Genomic DNA, 17,324 nt, shown 5'->3' with positions numbered 1-17,324 from the left:
AGGGGTCGGCGCTGGGCAATCGCAGAGCCCCGATTGCCCAGCGCCGGGACGGATACCGGTCGGAGCACGAGCCGGTATCCGCACGACGGTTTAATCCGTCGGCTTGACCATGCGGCCGACTATCCGGCGCATGACGCCGGGCAGGAAGCGCCGCATGAGGTAGGTCGGGTAGGCCTGCCCGGGGAAGACGAACAGCGGATTCTTGGGTTTGGCCAGCGCCTTCTCGAGTGCGTCGATGACGCCCTCGGGACTCATTCCGCCCTCACCGCCGAGCACCGAGGCGTTCTCCTCCCGAACCTTGTCCAGGAAGGCGGTTTCCACCATGGGCGGGCACAGCCCGAGCAGCCGCACACCGCTGCCCTGCAGTTCATAGGCGAGGCTGTCGATGAATCCGATGACCGCGAATTTGGAGGCCGAGTAACCGGCCATCCCGGGTGAGGGCAGCCAGCCCGCCACCGACGCGAACAGTACGACGGTGCCGGTCCCCGCCTGCTTCATGGCCGGGATGACGGCCTGGCACAGATTGACGGTGCCGATGTAATTGACGTCGATCATCTTCTTGATCTGCGCCACATCATGATTGAGCGCGGAGGCGTGCACATGGCACATGCCGGCGGCGTGCACCAGCCGGTCGATGGTGCCGAGTTCACCGCGCACCTTGTCCACCACCGCGCGCACCTGTTCCGGATCGGAGACATCGCAGGTGTAGACGGACATATTCGGTGATCGCTGTGCGGTCTCGGCCAGCCCGCCGGGATTGAGGTCGACGGCCGCGACCTTCCACCCCGCGGCGGCGAGCCGCTGCGCGACGATCTTGCCCATACCGCTCGCGGCGCCGGTGACGAGTGCGGTCTGTGTCATCGGTTCCCCCTGGTCTGCAATACCGTCGCGGCATCGTCGAAAGTCATTGCCAGCGCGCCGATCCGGCTGGCGAACAGCGCGCCCCTGGGCAGACCGAGGGCGCGCAGCTGATCGGAGACGGGGTGATCACCGAGTTCGACGCGGACACCACCGGGCCGCCCGCGCACCCGGCTCGGATTCATGAGCCAGGGTGTGCGCCGCAGAATGCCGTTGCGGAAGGTGTACGCGTCGATGGACGCGCCGCCCGCACCACCGGGCATGGGCAGCCCGTCGGCGACCCGCAGCGCGATGACCAAATGTCCGTCCACCCGCACCTCACAGCGATGCCCGCCGCGCACGAGGCTGATATCGATATCCGCCATCAACTTGGGAAAACCCCAAATCGACTGCCCGGCTTCACAGGTGAAGCTCTGATTGACCGGCAGCCAGTGGATGTAGGCCCCGGTGCTGCCCTTGTGTCCCGGCTGTTTCGCCATGAGCGAGAAGGCGAATTCGTGGTACGGCCCCAGATCGCCGTCGATGTATCGCACGAAGGCGAGGGACAGGACCGCCCGCCCGAGCACGGTGATCGGTTCCAGACCGGCCGGGGCGAGCAGTGCGCGCGCCGCGCCGGCATTTACCAGGAACAGCGCGGAGCTGGCATCGGCATGGCGGATCTCGACCGGCATGCGGACTTGCTCACCGAGTACCGTATGCGCCTCCACCATGTCCAAATTAGAACAGGTTCTTGTGATGTTCGCCATGGATTCGGCCAAGGTATCCCGCTGATCGGTGTCCGATGTGGCATTCGATTCCATAACCGGTTATTGCACCTCGTGATCGGCCTCGCGGGCCGCCGCGTGGCCCTTGGCCCAGCGATAGTCGGGTTTGCCGCTCGGGGTGCGGGACACCGTATCGACGACCCAGATGCGGCGCGGCAGCTTGTAGGCGGCCAGATGCGCGCGCACATGCCGCTCCAGCGCCGCGAAGTCGATGCCCTCGGCATCGGCGCCCGAGACGATCGCGCCCACCTGCTGACCCCAGCGCTCGTGCGCGATACCGATCACCACGGCGTCGTACACCGATTCGTGCGCCTTGACAACGGATTCGACCTCCTCGGGGAAGACCTTCTCACCGCCGGTATTGATCACCATGTTCCCGCGGCCGATGAGGGTGATGGACCCGTCCTCCTCGACGCGGGCGCGATCGTCGGTGACCACCATGCGCCGGCCGTCCACGGTGTGGAACAGCTTGTCGGTCTTGGCCTGATCCCTGTAGTAGCCGATCGGCACATTGCCGGTCTTGGCCAGCCAGCCCTCGCCGCCCGGTGCGATCGGATGGCCGGTCTCGTCCACGACGACCGCGCCGCGACCGGTATTGACCCGCGGCCCGCGGCCCGGATCATCGTCCTTCTGCGCGAAACCGATACCGCCGAAACCGGTTTCGGAGGATCCGATGGATTCGCTGACCAGCGTGCTCGGAAACAGCTCCAGCAGTTCGTTCTTCACCTGCTGCGTCAGCTGCGCGGCCCCGGAGCCGATGGAGAAGAGCGAGGAGGCGTCGACCGGTGCGGCCCGGTAGGCGTCCACCAGCGGCCGGGCGATCGCATCACCGGTGATGACCAGGATATTCGGCTGCTCCCGCGCCACCACCTGCCAGATGCGCGCCGGGTCGAACCGCGGTTCGAACAGCACCGTATTGCCGGACCACAGCGCGGTGAAGGTCGGCATCATGGCCGCGGCGTGGATGAGCGGCGGCAGCACGAACCAGCGCATGGGCGGATTCTCCGCACCGAGCCGGGACTGCTGATACTCATCGGCCACGGGTTCACCGCTGTAGAAATCGATGCCACCGCCGAGGACCCGCCACATATCCTCCTGCCGCCACATGACGCCCTTGGGCAGGCCGGTGGTGCCGCCGGTGTACATGATGAACAGGTCATCGGGGCTACGTGTGTCGAAATCGCGTTCCGGAGAGCCGTTTTCGAGTGCCGACTCGTAGGGCACGGACTCGGTCGGCAAGCCCGCACCACCCTGATCGTCCTCCACCACCAGGCTGTGCCGCAGTTTGGGCAGCTGTGGCCGCACCTCCTCGATCAGCGGCGCGTAACAGCGGTGGTGCACAACCATTTCCAGGTCGGCATTGTCGTAGACGTAGCGCAGCTCCTCGGCCTGGTACCGGTAGTTGATATTGATGGGCACGGCACGAATCTTGAAGCAGCCCAGCAGTGTTTCGAGAGTCTCGATGCTGTTGTGCATATGGAAGCCGATATGGGTTCCCGGCCCGGCCCCGGCGGCGGCCAGATGGTGCGCCAGTCGATTGGCGCGCTCATCGAGTTCCCGGAAGGTGCGCCGGCGGTCGCCCTCGATGACGGCTATCCGGTCGGGCACCGCGTCGGCGGAGTGTTCGTACAGGTCGGCGAAATTGCACACCATGGCGTTCGCTTTCTGGGGACAGCTGGCTACAGGACGATGAGCGGAAGCGACGCGCCCCGGTCGGTGAAGTCGAAGGCCGCGCCGGTGCTGAAACGGGTGATGGCGACCTCGGAGGCTTCCGGGAAAGGTGTTGCGGCAAGGCCGATCTCGACGGTCAGCGCTCGGCTGTCGGCAGACCTCACCGCCGCGTGGAATCGCGGATTCACCCCGCGTACCAGCGCGTTCAGCGGTTCCAGATGATCGGCGTCGAGCAGCTCCGGCCACGCGCCGTCGGCGAACGCGCCGCAGTCACGATCGAGTCGCAGCTCGACCACCCGTTCCCCGCCGTAGGTTTCGCTGCCGATCTCGGCCGCCACATAGGCCGCCGGATTCAGGGCGGGGTGCAGGCGCAGCACCTTGGCCAGTGCGGCCGGATCGTCGCCGAGCCGCAGCGCATTGCGCAGCCGCTCGGAGGTCAGCCCGGCGATACCGGTGAACTGCTTGCGCGCGATATCGAGAGCCCGTGCCGCATCGGTGCGCGCCGCGAGGGCACGGCGAAACCCGAGGGTGAGCAGATGGTGTTGCAGGCACACCTCGTCCGCGATCCGAATGAGCGCCGAACGGGAGAAGTCGTCGAAACGGATGTCGTTCAGGAGTGGTCCCGAATAGTCCGCCCGCCCAGCATCTTCCGTATCGATACCCTCCAGCTCCACACGCGCCGCGGCAGATTCGTTCAGCACCAGCGCATCCGCGGACGGCACGAACGGTTCATGAGACTTATCGATGGTTACCGTCCACGCGCACACCGGTTTCCGGTCCGCCGGATGCCGCGGCGGCCTATGCACCGGCCGCACCTGTGCGTACGGATTGGTGGCCAGCGCCGTCGCATCGAAGGTCGGATCCTCGATATCGTGGCACATGCCGACCACGTAGGCCTCGCCCATGGGTTCCACATCCGCGAGCGCACCGCAGTGGTCGAGATGGAATTCCCCGTGGTCATGGTCCTGGACCCGGTACCGGAAGTCCATGAACTGCGGTGGCGCGCCGATATCGAGCTGGAAGCCCTTGAAGATGACATCCACGCCGTCGCCGGTGATGCCCAGCGCCCGCTGCATGCGCCGGGTGTACACCGGGCTGGCCAGCCGCCACTCCTCGATGGCCACCTCGGTCATGCCTTCGCGCCCGAAAGCGCCTATGGCATGGGCCATTCCGGATCGGTCGATGAGGTGCCCGCACAGCAGCAGCTCCGGCGCCAGGACGGCGAGCTCGCTGCGGGACAGCGAACTGTATCTGCTGTTCACCACAGTGGCGCCGGACCCTCTCCGACCGGATACCACCCGGCGAGCGGCTCCCCCGAGACGGACCTTTCGATCCGCTTCTGCATGCCGTTCGAGAGCACGCCGTTCTGGATCATCTCCACGAAAAGCGCTGTCACATTGCCGAAGTCGAAGAAGTCGCGCTGCCAGGACCACTGGCCGTTGCCGGCGTAGCGGAACCAGCTGCCGCCGATGCCCTCCGGACTGTACGGCCGCCCGTCCGCCCGGTTCTTCTCATTGATCTGTTTCCAGAATCCGATGACGCTGCCGCTGCGCTCGTCCACCACGAATTCCTGGTACGGGTAGGTCCAGCCCTCGAGGCCGAACATCTCCTGTCCGAGTGCGATATCACGGATCTCATCGCGCCCGACGGCCATGAATTCCTGGGTGGGCCCGTAGTTCCAGCCGTAGGTGGCGTCTTCGGTGTAGAAGTCCGCCAAGGGTTTCCAGTCCCCGAGCGCTTCGCAGCGCTGGTTCTCCTGTACCCATTTGGCGATAGTGTCGTCGAGTTCGTCGCGGGACCAAGCCATGGTCGTTCCTTCAGTCTGTGGGATCGTCTTCGCGGAGCGAGAGCGCCTGGGTCGGGCAGTAGCGGACGGCGGCGCGGGCCGCGTCCAGGTCGTCACCGGGATCGGTGCGCAGTATGTCGACCTGCCCGTGTTTGGGTACCTGGAAGAGTGCGGGGGCTTCGTCCTGGCAGACGGCATGCCCTTGGCAGAGGTCGAGATCGACCACGAGGCGCATCTACGCTCCTTCCGAATCCTTTTTCGGTGTGGGGTCTTTCAATGGCGCTTCCGGTTGCACCTCGACGAGCACCAGGTGCGCGCCGCGCGGCGTCGAGACGACCGCGACGATCGCGGCGGCGATATCGGAGGCCCGCAGGAAGTAGGAGTGCCGGGCGAATCCCCACTTCACCCAGTCCTCGAGCAGCGGCCCGACCACCTCGGGTGTGGCCGTCATCCCCATGCCCGTCTGGGTCTGCCCCGGGCGCACGATGGACGAGCGCACACCGGTGCCCTCCAATTCCATGCGCATCTGCCGGGCGAGGGCCTCGACACCCATCTTGGCGGCGTTGTACGCGCCCATTCCCGGTCGCGGCCGATCGGCGCAGTCCGAGCCGATGACGACGAAATCCCCACGCTGCCTGGCGATCATGCCGGGCACGACCCGGTGTGCGAGGCGCTGCGCACCCACCAGATGCACCTGCACCTGCGAGTCGAACAGTTCGGGATCCACGTCCCAGCCCTGCCCGAATTCCAGATCGCCCGCACCGTAGACCGCGATTTCGATCGGCCCGAGCGCGTTTTCGGCGGCCACCACGAATTCGTCGACGGACGCGGTATCGGAGACGTCGAGCCGATACGCGAAGGCCTCGCCCCCGTCGGCGCGAATCTTCTCGGCCAGGGTCTCGCAGATCTCCACGCGCCGGGCGCCCAGCGCCACCGGATATCCCAGTTCGGCCAGCGCCATCGCGGTGGCGGCCCCGATGCCCGAGGAAGCGCCGGCAATGAGAACCGGCCTGCGGGCGGGATGTGGTGCAAAACGCGGCATTACCGAACCTCCACTGTCACCGGCAGTTTCGCGAAGCCGCGCACATTCACCGAGTGCACGCGCTCGCTGCCGGGCTCCAATCCGTACGAGCGCACCCGATCGGTGAACTCCCGCAGCACGATTCCGGCTTCCAGCCGCGCCAGATGCGCGCCCAGACAGAAGTGCACACCGCGGCCGAAGCTGATCAGCCCGCCCTTGTCGGCCCGTTCGATGTCGTAGCGGTCCGGATCGTGGAAGGCGGCGGTATCGCGATTGGCGGATCCGATGAGCAGCAGCACCTTCGAGCCCTGCGGAATGGTCTGCCCGTAGTACTCCAGATCCTCGGCCGCGGTGCGCGCCAGGATCTGGCTGGACGCGTCGTAGCGCAGCGTCTCCTCCACCCAGTCGCCGACCAGATCGGGATGCTCGGCCGCCTTGGCGTACTGCTCGGGGTTCACACCGGCCCAGTACAGGGCATTGCCCAGCAGTTTTGTGGTGGTCTCGTTCCCCGCGACCACCATGAGGAACATGAAGCCGATGATCTCCTGATCGGTGAGCCGATCGCCGTCGGCTTCGGCGTCCAGGAGTGCGGAGGTCAGATCGTCCGCGGGCCGTTTGCGGCGGGCGGCGACCATCTCGGTGTAATAGCCGAACAGGCTCAGTGCCGCCTCCATGGCGGGGACGGGCACATCGAGCACCCCCTCCTCGCGATGCAGCAGCAGATCGGCGAGCCTGCGCAATTCGGCACGGTCGGCATCGGGCACACCGAGCAGTTCGGAGATGACGTCCATGGGCAGCTTGCCCGCGACATCGTCGATCCAGTCGAAACTCCCTGCCGCCAGCGCGGGTTCGAGATGCTGCAGCGTGATCTCGCGAATGCGATCACTCATCTCGGTCACTCGGCGAGGGGTGAACCCCTGGTAGACGAGTTTGCGCAGGCGCAGATGCCGCGGATCGTCCATGGCCAGGAAGGACATGGTGTGGTGCGCGTGCGGCCCCCAGGCGGCCGGGTCCAGCGATACCCCGTTGGCGCTGGAGAGCCGCACATTGTCGCGGAATCCGGCGCCCACATCGGCATGCCTGGACAGCGTCCAGAAGTCCAGCCCCGGATTGTGATACACCGGCGCTTCGGTGCGCAGCCGCTGGTAGACGGGGTACGGATCCTCATGGATGCCGTAGTCGTAGGGGTCGAACAGCAGCGGCTCGAGGGAGGCTGCGGTCATCGTCTCTGCACCTCGTATTCCATAACACGTTCGCCGGCTCCGGCGGACGCCGTCCGGTCAGCAGTACAACTGACTGGACACGTGTCTGCACGGTACTAGCGCGGCGGGCTGCTGGCAACGGATCGACGAATCGAACCTGAGAAACAGTCTCCCAAACTGAAACATGTTCTTGCGCGTTTCCGAGCCGCGAACTTATAGTCCGTACACGTGTCCGGACAGCATGGGAACAGCCGTTGAGGTCCCGATTTCCGCGGTCCGCAACCGACTCGACAGTGAAGGCAGGACACTCATGACCGACGAGCGCAGAGAACGCGGACTGAAGAAGATGAGCGAGGTGTACGGCTGGGAATTCCAGGACGGCCCCGGCGAGCACTTCGCGGTCACCGCCGATCATCTCTTCGCCGATATCTGGTCGCGCCCAGGGCTTTCCATTCGCGACCGGCGACTGCTGCTGCTCGGCGCGGTCACCGCACAGGGCCTGTTCGATATTGCCGAGATCCAGGTCGGCGCGGCCCTGCGCAATGAGGAACTGGACGAGGAGCAACTGCGGGAGATCGCGCTGTTCCTGTGCCACTACGTGGGCTGGCCCGCGGGCACCACCCTGGACGGCGTCGTCGGCAAGGCCGTCAAGCAGCACAAGAAGAAGTAATCCCCCTCTCCCCGTTAGGAATCGAACAAGACATGGCTGAAACCGCCACCGTACGACCGCTCCGGTCCAGCGAGGTCACCTCCTGGGACTTCGAGGCCGATGTGGTCGTCGTCGGATACGGCATTGCCGGGGTGTGCGCCGCCATCGAGGCGGCCGGCGCGGGCGCCGATGTGCTCGTGCTCGAACGCACCGGCGGCTGGGGCGGCGCGGCCGCCCTGTCCGGCGGTTTCATCTATCTCGGTGGCGGTACGGCACTGCAGCGGGCGCTCGGGTTCGAGGACACCGCCGAGAACATGGAGAAGTTCCTGACCGCCGCGCTCGGGCCGGGCGTGGACAAGAACAAGATCCACGATTACTGCCAGGGCAGCGTCGAACACTTCGATTGGCTTGTCTCGCAGGGTGTTCCGTTCAAGGAGGAGTTCTGGGGCGAGCCCGGCTACGAGCCGCCGGGCGACCAGGGCCTGATGTTCTCCGGCGGCGAGAACGCCGCACCGTTCAACACCATCGCCGACCCCGCGCCGCGCGGCCACCTCGCCTGGACCAAGGACAAGAAGCTGGGTGAGAAGGGCGGCGGCTACATGCTGATGGAGCCGCTCGCCCATACCGCCGAAAAGCTCGGCGTCCGACGGGAATTCGATGTGCGGCTGCAGCGGCTCGTCGTCGACGACACCGGCCGGGTGGTCGGGGTGGCGGCCAAGCGGTACGGCAAGGAGCTGTTCGTACGGGCCGAGCGCGGCGTGGTGCTGGCCACCGGCAGCTTCGCGTACCAGCACGAAATGGTCGAGCGGTTCGCGCCCAAGATCGCCGGGCGGCCCGCCGCGACCGTCGAGGAGCACGACGGCATCGGCATCCGGGTCGCCCAGGCGCTGGGCGCGGATCTGGCGCATATGGATGCCACCGAGGTCGCTCTGGTCGCGGACCCGCAGGTGGTGGTGCGCGGCATTCTGGTGAACGGCCGCGGTCAGCGGTTCGTCACCGAGGACACCTACCCCGGCCGACTGGGCCAGGCGGTGCTGCTGGATCAGGACAACCAGGCGTATCTCGTCATCGACGAGCAGGCCCTGGAGGAGGCGTTCGAAACCAAGTCCTCCATGTCCTTCCTGCGCATCGCGCCGACCTGGGTCGCGGAGACCGTCGCCGAGCTCGAGAGCGAAATGGGGCTCCCGGCCGACGCCCTGAAATCGACCATCGACCTCTACAACAAGCATGCCGAGAACGGCGAAGACCCGTTCCTGCACAAGAAGCCGGAGTGGGTGAAGCCCATCGGCACTCCGCTGGGCGCGTACGACCTGCGCGGCTACACCGGTGGATTCACCCTCGGCGGCCTGCGCACCGATCTGGATTCGCGGGTGCTGCACGTGTCCGGCGAGCCGATCCCCGGACTGTTCGCGGCGGGTCGCGTCACCTCAGGCATCTGCGCGGGCGGTTATGCCAGCGGTTGCTCGCTGGGTGACGGAAGTTTCTACGGCAGGCGCGCGGGCATCGCCGCCGCCAAGTCCAACTGAGAGGGGATGACGCATATGCGATTCGGCATCGTTCAATTCACCAGTGACCGCGGCATCACCCCCGCGGTCGCCGCCAAGGCCGCCGAGGAGCAGGGCTTCGCCTCGTTCTTCGTGCCCGAGCACACCCACATCCCGATCAAGCGGGAGGCGTTCCATCCGGGCACCGGCACCGCCGAACTGCCCGACGACCGCTACACCCGCACGCTCGATCCCTGGGTGACACTCGGGACCATCGCCGCGGTGACCTCGCGCATCGAATTGTCCACGGCGGTGGCGTTGCCCACCGAGAGTGATCCGATCACCCTCGCGAAGACGATCGCCACGCTCGATCATCTGTCCGGCGGGCGTGTCACGCTCGGCGCCGGATTCGGCTGGAACACCGACGAACTCACCGATCACGGGGTGCCCGGCAACAAGCGGCGCACCGTCCTGCGCGAGTACATCGAGGCCATGCGGGCGCTGTGGACGCAGGAGGAGGCCAGCTACTCCGGTGACTTCGTCTCCTTCGGCCCCAGCTGGGCATGGCCGAAGCCGGTGCAGGCGCATGTGCCGCTGCTCATCGGGGCGGGCGGCACCGACAAGACCTTCAAGTGGATCGCCGCATCGGCCGACGGGTGGATCACCACGCCCACCGAATCGGATGTCTTCGCCTCCACCGCACTGCTCATGAAGCACTGGGAGGAAGCCGGCCGCGAGGGCGCACCGCGCGTGGTCGCACTGGACTTCAAGCCCGATGCGGAGAAGCTGGCCGCCTGGGCCGAGGCCGGTGTCACCGACGTGCTCTACGGCATGCCGGACAAGCCGGAGGCCGAAGTCCTCGCCTACTTGGAGCGGCTGGCGGGCAAACTCGAGCCGCTCGGCCTCGTCCGCTGATTCCCGAACCGCCCGGCCGATGTGCCGGGCGGTCTGCACGACTTCTGAAATTCACACTCCCCCAGTAAATTTCACTGCGCCCTACGAAAGGCCGTGACGTGCGTATTGCCCTGCTGTCCTACCGCAGCAAAACCCACTGTGGAGGACAAGGGGTCTACGTCCGCTATCTCAGCGCGGGCCTGGCGGAACTGGGGCACGAGGTCGAGGTGTTCTCCGGGCAGCCCTATCCCGAACACCTCGACCCCCGGGTGCGGCTCACCGAGGTACCGAGCCTGGATCTGTACCGGGACGAGGACCCGTTCCGCACCCCACGGCCCGGTGAGATCCGCGACGGCATCGATCTGCTCGAGGTCGCCACCATGTGGACTGCCGGATTCCCGGAACCGCGCACCTTCAGCCTGCGCGCCGCCAGAATCCTGCGGGCGCGAGCGGCGGAATTCGATGTGGTGCACGACAATCAGTGCCTCGGCTACGGGCTGCTGGATATCGCGCGGCACCTCCCGCTGGTGGCGACGATCCACCATCCGATCACCCGGGACCGGGAAGTGGATCTGGCGGCCGCGACGTGGCGGCGAAAACCCTTCCTGCGCAGGTGGTATGGGTTTCTCGGCATGCAGCAGCGCGTCGCCCGGCAGATTCCGGAGCTGATCACCGTGTCATCGTCCTCGGCGAACGATATCGCCGCGGACTTCGGAGTGCTGCCGGAGCGGCTGCGCACGGTGCCGCTGGGTGTGGACACCGAACTGTTCCGGCCGCGCGCTTCGCCGCGGGTGCCGGGGCGCATTGTCGCCGTGGCCAGTGCGGACAAGCCGTTGAAGGGCATCGCCCACCTGCTGAATGCCGTTGCCCGGCTGCGCAATACACATGTCCTGGACGTGCGGCTGGTCGCCAAACTGGAGCCGGAGGGCCCCACCGAGAAGCTCATCGCCGAACTCGGCATCGCCGATATCGTCACCGCCGTCAGCGGACTCGGCGACGAGGAGCTGGCCCAGTTGCTCAGCTCCGCCGAGATCGCCTGCATCCCCTCGCTGTACGAAGGCTTCTCCCTGCCCGCCGTGGAGGCCATGGCCAGCGGCACGCCCCTCGTCGCCAGCCGTGCCGGAGCGCTGCCGGAGGTGGTCGGCGGCTGTGCGGAGCTGGTCGAACCCGGCAATGTGGCGGAGCTGACCCGGGTGCTCGGCGAACTGCTCGACTCCCCCGAACGCCTGCGCCACCTGAGCGCGGCGGGACGGCGACGCGCCCTGGAGGTCTTCAGCTGGGAAGCCGTTGCCGCCCAGACGGTCTCCGTCTACGAACAAGCTATAACCCGGCACGGCTCCCGTCCGGCCATCACCCCGATCCGCCAGGAGGCGCACCAATGCTGACCGTCGACTTCGACCGCCTGGGCATCGGCCCCGGCACCCGCGTCATCGATGTGGGGTGCGGGGCCGGCCGGCATTCGTTCGAGGCGTATCGGCGCGGTGCGGACATTGTGGCGTTCGACCAGAACGGTTCCGACCTGGCCGATGTGGACGTCATGTTCAAGGCCATGGCCGAGGTCGGCGAGGCGCCCGGGTACGCCAAGGCCGAGACGGTGCGCGGCGATGCACTGGATCTGCCCTACGGCGACGGGGAATTCGATGTGGTGATCGCCTCCGAGATCCTCGAGCACGTGCCGCAGGACGAGGCGGCCATCGCCGAGTTGGTGCGGGTGGTCAAACCCGGTGGGGCGCTGGCGATCACGGTGCCGCGGTGGCTGCCGGAACGGATCTGCTGGGCACTGTCGGACGAATACCACGCCAACGAGGGCGGACACGTCCGCATCTACCGCGCCGACGAACTCCGCGAGAAGGTCGCAGCGCAGGGTATGCGATTTATCCACAGGGCCCACGCACATGCGCTGCACTCCCCGTACTGGTGGCTGAAATGTGCGGTCGGCGTCAAGGACGAGAAGAACCCGCTGGTCAGCACCTACCATCGAATGCTGGTGTGGGACATGATGTCCGCGCCGCAGCTGACCCGCGTCACCGAACGACTGCTCGATCCGTTCATCGGCAAGAGCGTCGCCCTGTACTTCGCGAAGCCGGCGGTTCGCAGTGCCCGGCGCTGACCTACCCCGCGTCCCCGGTGTCCTGACCGCCCGCCAGTTCCTGCAGAGCGCCGAATCCATCGCTGCCACACAGGAATCCGATGGCGCTCTGCCCTGGTTCACCGGCGGGCACACCGACCCCTGGGACCATATCGAAAACGCCATGGCTTTGACGGCGGCCGGACTGCTGGACGAAGCCCGCGCCGCCTACCTGTGGAGCGCGAAAACCCAGCGCGCCGATGGTTCCTGGCCCAGCCAGTTCCGCAATGGCGTCATCGAGAACGAGCACAGCGACACCAACTTCTGCGCCTACATCGCCACCGGCGTGCTGCACTACTCCACCAGCACCGGCGATTCCGTCTTCGCCCGCGAAATGTGGCCGGTGGTGCGGGACGCCGTCAACTTCGTCCTCTCGCTCCAGCAGGGCCGATTCGGCGAAATCCATTGGTCCGCAGGCCCCGAAGGCTCCTCGGGCGAAGCCCTCCTCACCGGTTGCTCCAGCATCTTCCACAGCCTCCGCTGCGCCCTCGCCCTGGCCGACCAGCTGGGCGACCCCCAACCCGAGTGGGAGGTAGCCGCCCTCCGCCTGGGCCATGCCCTCCGCGACCACCCCGAAGCCTTCCTCGACAAGGCCCGCTACTCCATGGACTGGTACTACCCCGTCCTCTCCGGTGCGATCCGAGGCCGAGCCGCCCAAGCCCGAATCAACACCCACTGGCCCACTTTCGTAGTCCCCGACCTGGGCATCCGCTGCGTCTCCGACCACCCCTGGGTAACCGGCGCCGAAACCTGCGAACTGGTCCTGACCCTGGATGCCATAGGCGACACCCCCCGAGCCCTCCGCCTCTTCACCGACATGCAGCACCTCCGCGAGTCCGACGGCTCCTACTGGACCGGCCTAGTCTTCACCGACGGCAAACGCTGGCCCGAAGAACGCACCACCTGGACCGCCGCCGCCACCCTCCTAGCCGCCGACGCCGTCTCCCGAACCACCCCCGCCCACAACATCTTCCGCAACCTCCTCCCCCAACTCCCCACCACCACCTGCACCTGCCCCGAACCCAGCCCCCACTAACCCCCGGACCTCCCTTTCCCCCACCCTCACTCTTCGCCCCTTCCCCTTTCACGTATTGCGTTCTCCACTCTCGCCTTTCAGACCCTCGCTCTTCCGTCTTTGTCTCTGAAACCGGACCACAGCCGGTCGACCGAGCTGGTACCGCAGGTAGTTCTCCCAACTGCGGGAGGTAAATCGGGTACGTCTCCCCACGTGCCCAGCACGGCCATCTCGGGCTTTGCCCGCACCCCCGTGCTGACCAACCCTGCCCTGGAGGCAAGAAACCCAGGTGCACCGACCGTTTCGGCATAGAAACCGTCGGCCACCGGGGATCGAACAGCGGGTCTCTCAGCGGCACAACGGTTATCGGGTCTGTGCCGTGCGTACACCTGCTGTGCGGTCGGAGAGAAGGGTTGTGTGGTGCCCGCTTCGGGGGATTCGAGGCCGAGATGAGGCCGGTGCACCTGGGTTGCGTGCGGCGAGAGGCGGTGTTGAGTCCCTGGGTGCGGGCAGGGCCCGAGATGGCCGTGCTGGTGACGTCGGGTGGGGTACCCGATTTACCTCCCGCAGCACGGAAGTACCTGCGGTACCGGCGGGGTCGACCGGCTGTGGTCCGGTTTCACAGACACAAGATGAAAAGACCAAAGATTCAAAGAACAAAGACGCCCGGAAACAAGGGATCGAAAACCAAAACCCCGAAAAACCTTGTCCGGCAACGACCTCTAGCACCGACAGGATGATCCTGTCGGTGACACGAGGGCGGGAAACCTATTGTCGCGGTGGCGGTGTGGCGACCCGACGCAGCAACCGGTACCGCACCGGGGACAACCCCCAGGCACGACACACCCGACCAGGCCGCAGCGACGGCGGAGCCTCCGACATCAACTCACCCGGGTGATGCAGATGATTGACCTGCGGAGTACCCGTCGGGTCCACATGCGCAGGCGCGATCCACGCCGTACGGCCCGGGAAGTCCGAATCCGCACCGAGTTTGATCGTCTTCCACCCGCGCGGACCGCCCTTGACCAGGGCATGGCAGTGATCGCAGGCGAGGGTGAGGTTTTCGATATCGGTGCGTCCGCCTTTGCAGAACTCGGTCACGTGATGCACGGCGGCCATGCTCGCGGGGGCCGAGCAACCGGGGCGGGTGCAGCCGCGTTCGGTGGCGATCAACGCCAACCGCTGCGCCGGGTTCGCCAACCGGGCTTCGCCCAGGTGCAGGGGCATGCCGTCCTTGTTCTTCACAAGCACGAACGTCTTGGACCGGCGGGCGGCCAACTTCAACGCCTCGGGAACCGGCACCGTGCCGCCGGTCGCGGTGGTGGCCACTCCGGCGACGCGTTCCACGTCTTCGATGCTCATGGTGAGGATCGTCGAGACGGGCAGCCCGCGGTGGGAGCCGAGCTTGGCGGGGTTGAAGTCCGGGTGCAGCACCGCCAGCAACGCATCGTGCTGGCGTTGGACCTTGGTGCGCTCGTCGCGGGCGGCGCAGGCTTCGAGTACGTCCCGGGGGATCGGGTTGTCCTCATCCTCGGCCCACGGGCTTTCCTTGTCCGCAGGGTTGCACATCCCCGGACGCGCGAGCTTCGCCATCACCGCATCGAAGGCCCCACGCGCATCAGGGGTGAGTTCGACGGTGAGGGTGGACATCAGGTCGTAGCGTTGCGGACTCGCACTCGCCGACCGCAAGCGCTGCCGGTCGTCATCGTCGGTGAGTGTGCCGTCCGGGTCGAGGTAACCCAGGATCCGCTCCCCGATCCGAGGCAGATGCGTCGGATCCAACGCGCGCGCCTGCCGGGCCAACTCCTGCTCGGCATACGCGCGGGCTTCGGCGGGGACCTTGCTGGGCAGCCGGTTCATGACCTGCCGGATCACCCGCACATGATCGAGGGAGATCGCCCCGTCATCGAGAGCCTGGGCCGAGCACGGCAGTATCGGGGCCGGGTCGGGTTCGTCACCGACGCGGTGCCAGACGGCGAGGTCTTCGGCGGTGCGCCACCGGTTGATCGCATCCCCGTGCGAGATGTGCAGCACCGCTTGCAAATACAGGGCCGGGCTCCCGGAACCGTTCTTGGTGGGCAACGACCGGGCACAGGCTTGTACGATCAGGTCTCGTTGCACTGACGCCAACCGGCGGGTGCTGGTTTCGATCTGCTGCATCAACTCGACGATGTCGGTGTCGGGCAACGGAATCAACGACAGGGTGGTGAGGGTATCGACCGCCGCGACCAGTGCGGCTGCACCGGTCGTGATTGCGGTTTCTTCCCTTGATTCCATGCCTCTATTCTACCGCTGGAAAACAGACCCGGAAAGGCGAATTCCGTTGTGATATAAGGCTATTCAGAATATTCGGGTTTTATCATTTGTTCTCGTTCTTATGTCTTGCTCTTCTTGTCCAGGCGTCTTTATCTTGTCTCTTTTGCCTTGTTCAGTTGCATGCGGCATTGCGTTGCAGAATCCGCAGCGACCCTGTGACAGAAAGCTCGCGGAATTTTCCGCTGTCCATTGCTCGGCGGTAGATGTTGTACGGGGCTCGGCCGCCGTCTGCTGGGTCGGGGAAGACGTCGTGGATGGCCAGGAGGCCGCCGCCTGCGACCCAGTGGGCCCAGTTGTCGTAGTCCCGTTGTGCGGCTTCCTCGGTGTGGCCGCCGTCGATGAACAGCAGTCGCAGGGGTGTGCGCCAGATGCGGGCTGCGGCAGCGGAAGAGCCGATGATCGCGATCACGGTTTCGGCCAGGCCCGCGCGAACTATGCTGCGGCGGAACGTGGTTACCGTGTCGAAGACTCCGGTCTCGGGGTCGACCAGGCTGGTGTCGTGGTACTCCCACCCCGGCTGGTGTTCCTCCGAGCCGCCGTGGTGATCGACGGTGAAGACCGTCGCTCCGGTTTCCCGCGCGGCCGCGCCGAGATAGATGGCGGACTTGCCGCAGTACGTGCCGATCTCCAGAATGGTGCCGTCGCCCGCGTACGCGAGCGCGGCTTCGTATAGTGCACGACCCTCTTCCGGCGGCATGAATCCGGTGGTTTGCTCGGCAAGGTCGAACAAAGCGCGGGTGTCGGCGGAAATCTCGGCCTGCGTCATACGAAAACCTTTCTGGGGCGCACGCATTGATGCACATTGCACATCGGCGAGTTGCCCGGAGACCGGGCCCATAGTAGCATCCGGACACGTGTCTGATTCCCTTTCCGAACGCCCCACGGTGAGCATGGAGGCCACCCGCCGCCGGCTCACCGAGAAGCAGGCCGATACCGTCGATCGGCTCACCACGGCGGCGATGGAAGTGCTGTCCAGGGAGGGTTTCGCAGGCCTCACGGTGCGCATGGTCGCCGCCTCCGCCGGGGTCGGCACCGCCACCGCCTACACCTATTTCTCCTCGAAGGAGCATTTGGTCGCGGAGCTGTTCTGGCGGCGGCTGGCCGCCACGCCCGCACCCGACAACGAGGGCCTCGACAGCAATGAGCGGGTGCTCGCGGTACTGCGGCAGACCGCCATGCTCGTGGCCGACGAACCGGCGCTCGCGGGCGCGGTGACGAGCGCGTTGCTGGGCACCGATCCGGATGTGGCGCACCTGCGGTTGCGCATCGGCAGCGAGATTCGCCAGCGGCTCATCGACGCCCTCGGCGCGGAGGCGGATCTGGATCTCGTGGAAACGCTCGAGCTGCTGTACGCGGGCGCACTGGTGCGGGCCGGAATGGGATACGCCTCGTATGCCGAGATCGCCGATCGTCTGGAGAAATCCGCGCTGCTCGCGCTGCGCGACTGAGCCTTTCCGGAATCTGCGAATTCCCACCGCCGGGCACACACTCCCGTAGTACCGTCCAGACAGCTGTCTGCTGCACTGCGGGAGGTTT

The 17,324-nt window shown here is 66.4% G+C and carries 17 protein-coding genes; 7 read left to right on the top strand and 10 right to left on the bottom strand.

Annotated features, from left to right (window positions below):
- Window positions 1–90: 90 nt before the first annotated feature.
- From OG326_RS03995 to OG326_RS03960, 8 genes are all read right to left on the bottom strand, one after another.
- Entirely contained in the window at window positions 91–861 is a 771-nt protein-coding gene (locus OG326_RS03995) for an SDR family NAD(P)-dependent oxidoreductase (protein WP_327143273.1), read from the bottom strand.
- Window positions 858–1,568: an acetoacetate decarboxylase family protein gene (locus OG326_RS03990; RefSeq protein WP_327143272.1), complete on the bottom strand. Its 711-nt coding sequence runs from the start codon at window positions 1,566–1,568 to the stop codon at window positions 858–860. The genes OG326_RS03995 and OG326_RS03990 overlap by 4 nt, the downstream gene beginning before the upstream one ends.
- 96 nt (window positions 1,569–1,664) lie before the next feature.
- Window positions 1,665–3,275, bottom strand: a complete 1,611-nt coding sequence (locus OG326_RS03985) for an acyl-CoA synthetase (RefSeq protein ID WP_327143271.1) — start codon at window positions 3,273–3,275, stop codon at window positions 1,665–1,667.
- Between the two features lie 26 nt (window positions 3,276–3,301).
- Complete coding sequence (locus OG326_RS03980) at window positions 3,302–4,558, bottom strand: hypothetical protein (RefSeq protein ID WP_327143270.1); 1,257 nt, start codon at window positions 4,556–4,558, stop codon at window positions 3,302–3,304.
- Entirely contained in the window at window positions 4,552–5,100 is a 549-nt protein-coding gene (locus tag OG326_RS03975) for a nuclear transport factor 2 family protein (RefSeq protein WP_327143269.1), read from the bottom strand. Before OG326_RS03975 ends, OG326_RS03980 begins: the two co-directional genes overlap by 7 nt.
- Before the next feature lie 10 nt (window positions 5,101–5,110).
- On the bottom strand, window positions 5,111–5,314 hold the full coding sequence (locus OG326_RS03970) for a ferredoxin (protein ID WP_327143267.1): 204 nt from the start codon (window positions 5,312–5,314) through the stop codon (window positions 5,111–5,113).
- Window positions 5,315–6,121, bottom strand: a complete 807-nt coding sequence (locus tag OG326_RS03965) for an SDR family oxidoreductase (RefSeq protein ID WP_327143266.1) — start codon at window positions 6,119–6,121, stop codon at window positions 5,315–5,317.
- Window positions 6,121–7,323 carry a cytochrome P450 gene (locus OG326_RS03960; protein ID WP_327143265.1) on the bottom strand — a complete coding sequence of 401 codons (1,203 nt, stop codon included), beginning with the start codon at window positions 7,321–7,323 and terminating at the stop codon, window positions 6,121–6,123. The genes OG326_RS03965 and OG326_RS03960 overlap by 1 nt, the downstream gene beginning before the upstream one ends.
- A gap of 289 nt (window positions 7,324–7,612) precedes the next feature.
- Between OG326_RS03960 and OG326_RS03955 the strand changes: the two genes are divergently transcribed.
- The 6 genes from OG326_RS03955 (at window position 7,613) to OG326_RS03930 (ending at window position 13,493) form a co-directional block, all read left to right on the top strand.
- Window positions 7,613–7,972 (top strand): carboxymuconolactone decarboxylase family protein, encoded by a 360-nt coding sequence (locus OG326_RS03955; protein WP_327143264.1) that lies wholly within the window; start codon window positions 7,613–7,615, stop codon window positions 7,970–7,972.
- A gap of 32 nt (window positions 7,973–8,004) precedes the next feature.
- On the top strand, window positions 8,005–9,477 hold the full coding sequence (locus OG326_RS03950) for an FAD-dependent oxidoreductase (RefSeq protein ID WP_327143263.1): 1,473 nt from the start codon (window positions 8,005–8,007) through the stop codon (window positions 9,475–9,477).
- Between the two features lie 15 nt (window positions 9,478–9,492).
- Window positions 9,493–10,350 carry an LLM class F420-dependent oxidoreductase gene (locus tag OG326_RS03945; protein ID WP_327146360.1) on the top strand — a complete coding sequence of 286 codons (858 nt, stop codon included), beginning with the start codon at window positions 9,493–9,495 and terminating at the stop codon, window positions 10,348–10,350.
- Between the two features lie 98 nt (window positions 10,351–10,448).
- Complete coding sequence (locus tag OG326_RS03940; protein ID WP_327143262.1) at window positions 10,449–11,714, top strand: glycosyltransferase family 4 protein; 1,266 nt, start codon at window positions 10,449–10,451, stop codon at window positions 11,712–11,714.
- The gene (locus tag OG326_RS03935; RefSeq protein WP_327143261.1) at window positions 11,708–12,439 is read left to right on the top strand and encodes a class I SAM-dependent methyltransferase; all 732 of its coding nucleotides are present in this window, start codon (window positions 11,708–11,710) and stop codon (window positions 12,437–12,439) included. Before OG326_RS03940 ends, OG326_RS03935 begins: the two co-directional genes overlap by 7 nt.
- Entirely contained in the window at window positions 12,426–13,493 is a 1,068-nt protein-coding gene (locus OG326_RS03930) for a prenyltransferase (RefSeq protein ID WP_327143260.1), read from the top strand. The genes OG326_RS03935 and OG326_RS03930 overlap by 14 nt, the downstream gene beginning before the upstream one ends.
- A gap of 747 nt (window positions 13,494–14,240) precedes the next feature.
- Here the strand turns inward: OG326_RS03930 and OG326_RS03925 are convergent.
- Window positions 14,241–15,749, bottom strand: a complete 1,509-nt coding sequence (locus OG326_RS03925) for an HNH endonuclease signature motif containing protein (RefSeq protein ID WP_327143259.1) — start codon at window positions 15,747–15,749, stop codon at window positions 14,241–14,243.
- Window positions 15,750–15,900: 151 nt separating this feature from the next.
- Window positions 15,901–16,554: a class I SAM-dependent methyltransferase gene (locus OG326_RS03920; protein WP_327143258.1), complete on the bottom strand. Its 654-nt coding sequence runs from the start codon at window positions 16,552–16,554 to the stop codon at window positions 15,901–15,903.
- Between the two features lie 118 nt (window positions 16,555–16,672).
- Between OG326_RS03920 and OG326_RS03915 the strand changes: the two genes are divergently transcribed.
- Entirely contained in the window at window positions 16,673–17,236 is a 564-nt protein-coding gene (locus tag OG326_RS03915; protein ID WP_327146359.1) for a TetR/AcrR family transcriptional regulator, read from the top strand.
- Window positions 17,237–17,324 lie beyond the last annotated feature (88 nt).

The sequence above is a fragment of the Nocardia sp. NBC_01327 genome, from assembly GCF_035958815.1.
Taxonomy (GTDB): domain Bacteria; phylum Actinomycetota; class Actinomycetes; order Mycobacteriales; family Mycobacteriaceae; genus Nocardia.
This window is presented reverse-complemented; position numbering and strand designations above follow the sequence as displayed.